Genomic DNA, 3460 nt, shown 5'->3' with positions numbered 1-3460 from the left:
AGGAAGCGCGCGAAGCGGATACCACACTGCATGTACATGCTGGTGTTCTTGCCATCCCATTTGAACGGACCGGTGCCGTCGATCTCGAGCAGCGTGCGGTTGTCGACGACGTTGCGGCCCAACCCATCCGGCTCGAAGTCGTACTGCAGCCGGTCGACGTGATTGTTGGGATGACAGCTGCGGCAACTGAATTGCCCCTGGAACGTATGCCCTGCACTGTTGAACAGCTTCTCCCCGTGCCGGAGCACTGTTTCCCGCGTGATGCCGCTGACGTCTATGGTCGCCGCGACCTCCATGCGGCTGGTATCGATCACCGCGATGCTGTCGGCAAGCCGGCAGGCGACGTAGACCCATCTTCCATCCGGCGAGACGGCCAGCCCCTTCGGGTTAGCTCCGGTCGGGATGCGCGCTCGCACGTACTGCCGGCTCAAACCCAGGTCGTTTGCGAACGAGCTGAGCTGCGCGGCTGACGCCGAGGCCAGCAGCGCCCGCAGGCGCTCGACGTCGACCACGGTAACCAGGTCTGCCCCGGAGTGACTCACGAAGGCCAGGCGGCCGTCCGGGGTGAAGACGACGTCGTTCGGGTCGGCGTAAAAGGCACCCGGCTCGTCGAGAAGCACCTGCGTCACACGGCCGCTCTTCAGGTCGATGACGCCGAGGCCGTTGGTCATCATCCAGCCACGCGACACCTGGATGGCGGGCAGAAGATTCTTCGGCCGGACCAGCGTGATCAGCGCCAGGTCTCCCTGCGGCGCCACCGCGATGCCTTCGAGGAGGTGCGCGTTCACCACCGCGGTACGGCTCGACACCACACGGCGCTCGACATCAATCATCGTCACTTCCGACACCGGTGGGTTCGGGCGGCTGGTCGGGTACGAGAGTTGATTGGCCACCAGAAGACGCTTGCCATCGGGCGTCAGCGTCAGATCGATGGGGTTACTCCCGGCCGGCAGCCTCTTCACCTCGACCCCGCGCGTGAGATCGATGACGCTGATGTCATTCCCAAACCAGTTGGCGACAAACAGCGTGGTGCCGTCCGGCGCCAGCGCCAGGCCGGTCGGTTCATCACCCACCGGGATGCTGGCAGTCACTCGCCCGGCTTCGAGATCGACGACCGCGACCGAGTCGGCCCCTTCGTTCGACACGTAAGCACGCCGGCCATCAGGGCCGAGGACCACGGCCTGCGGCTTGGAGCCGACCGGGATCTCCTTGACAACCCGCCGGGTCTCCAGATCCACCACCAGCAACGAATCTCCCTGCGACCCGGTCGCGTACAGCCGCCGGCCGTCGGCGGACAACACGAGATTGACAGGGGAGCGGTAGCGAGGCTTCGCCAGGCGATCGCCGAGCGTGCCGCCGCGACCGACGTAGTGGCAGAACATGCAGCTCACCGTGGTTGGTTCGACGCCGGTGTAGAAGCGCACGTGTTCAGTTGCGGCGCGGTGCCCAGCGAACCCCGCGAAGCCAAGCACCAGCGCCAGCAGGCCAAGCCCGATCCATTTGCCTGATGACTTCATGCCTCAACCACACCTACTAGTGAGGCTCCGCCTCAGACTGACAAACCAGTGCCTGGCGCATATGGCTGATAGCATATTGTCAGGAACCATAAGCCATAAGCCATACGCCATATGCCAGGGTTTGAGGCGAACGAAACTTGACTCAAACTCAACGAGTTTCATGCCTCAATCCCACTAGTGCTTTTCTGACCGTGCCAGCTGAGCCGTCGCTCTTGCCGGGGCCTGACCTTTCTCCACTGCTTGCACCACCCGGTTCTCGGGGGCGACTTCCGGGTCCTCATGACAACCGATGCAGCCGCGGTTCTCGTTGGGCCGGACCCACAACCCGCTGTGGTCCGCCGCCACCACACCTTCAGGGCCGCGCAACTCCAACCGGAGCGGTTGGTCCGCGGGGACCTCGACAAAGAACGAGCCGTCCGCTTCCACGGAGTCTTCCCCCAACAGCTGCCCGTCAACCGCAAGGACGCGCACGGTGCGGATCGTCGCAGGCTTCGCCTCCGCCACCGCCGTGTTGCGTGAGTTGCGCACGTTGAGACACAGAAGGGTCCCAGTCGATTTGCGCTCGTCCACGACACTCGTGAGACCGAGCGGCCGCGCCTGCGGCATTGCCAACGCCACACTCGCGAGGCGCAAGCCATCTGCCAAGCCGGAGAGTGTGCTTGCCGGCGGAAGCGCCTGCGCGAGCGCCTGCGCGGCGGACTCTCCGTGCGGAGTGAGTTGGCGCAGACTCCAACCCTGGCGCTTCACGTAGGCGGAAGCCACCAGGCCGCCTTCTGGAAGCTTGCTGACCGACGCGAACCGTTCCTCACCGAGATCTTCGAGCTTACCGCCACCCGAGAGGATGTCCCGCTGGCCCAGAGGCTGGCGCGCGGACACCGAGACGAGCCGCGAACCGGGGTGTTCCAGGGTCGCACCACGCGGCACGGTTTCCGCGAAGATCACTCGGTCGTCGATCACCCAGGGTCCGCCATCGATTGAGACACCGTCAGCCGGCTCGTAGAACAGCTGCAGGCCGGTACCGTCCGGGTTGATGACGAAGAGTCGGCCCGGACCGTCTCCGACGCGCGGGTGACGCCGGAAGACAACACGGCCATCGGGCAGCACCGCGGGGGCGCGATCGTGTGCCTCACCGAAAGTGATGCGCCGTTCTCCCCGTCCATCTGCCTGAGTGGTGTAGAGCGCCTGCGGCGCGTCGAGACCGGCGCCTGGTAGAGACCGTGCGTACACGATGCCTCCGTCCGGCAGGTACGCCGGGTCAAGGCATTCCCCGCCCCCCGCCATCAGCCGCGGGGAGGAACCCATGACGGACACTTCCCAGATCTGCATGGGATCGCTGGCCGCGCGCCGGCCGGCGAAGATGGCGCGACGGCCATCGTACGAGACCCGCGGCGTGACGGCAGCGGTGAATCCGGCGGTAATGATCCGCGGCGGCGCGCCACTCTTCAGGCGCGCGAGGGTATTGCCGTCGCCTTCACCGCTCGGCCTGACATCCGAGGTATCGCCCGACACCAGCGCGACAACCAGCGTCGCGGCGGGATCCGAGGAATCCGAGAACCGAACCAGCACGAGAACCAGCACCGCCAGCGCTGCCGGAACGACCAGCAACCACCGTCCGAAGGTGGTCCGCACCGCCTCAATCATCCGGCTCCTCCACGACGAGAACCTTTCGGGCCGGGACATCGGTCAACGTCTGCGTCTTTCCCGATGGCCAGCGGACGTCGATGCGCTCGACCCGCTCGGCTGCGCCGAGACCGAAATGCATCCGCGGGTCGTTTTGAGAGAGGTACCCCACGCTGGCGCGGCGCTCGGCCATCTGCGTGTGCCCGCCGCTGGTGACGGTCACCTTTGCACCGAGACCGTCGCGGTTCGACCGCTTGCCGCCCTTGTTCGGCTTTCGACCCATCCCTCCAACAAGCTGCAGCCCGATCCAGGCGTTCCTGTGT

General features: G+C 65.7%; 3 protein-coding genes. All 3 read right to left on the bottom strand.

Going from position 1 to position 3460, the window contains the following annotated elements:
* Nucleotides 1-1517, bottom strand: a 1517-nt coding sequence (locus tag VF515_14755; GenBank protein ID HEX7408891.1) for a beta-propeller fold lactonase family protein, incomplete at its 3' end; no start/stop codon positions are given.
* Nucleotides 1518-1691: 174 nt separating this feature from the next.
* Nucleotides 1692-3158, bottom strand: a complete 1467-nt coding sequence (locus tag VF515_14750) for a hypothetical protein (GenBank protein ID HEX7408890.1) — start codon at nt 3156-3158, stop codon at nt 1692-1694.
* A partial coding sequence (locus tag VF515_14745) for an ASPIC/UnbV domain-containing protein (protein HEX7408889.1) occupies nt 3151-3460 on the bottom strand: 310 nt, incomplete at its 5' end. The genes VF515_14745 and VF515_14750, both read right to left, overlap by 8 nt.

Source organism: Candidatus Binatia bacterium (assembly GCA_036382395.1).
In the GTDB taxonomy this organism is placed as follows: Bacteria; Desulfobacterota; Binatia; order HRBIN30; family HRBIN30; genus JAGDMS01.
This window is presented reverse-complemented; position numbering and strand designations above follow the sequence as displayed.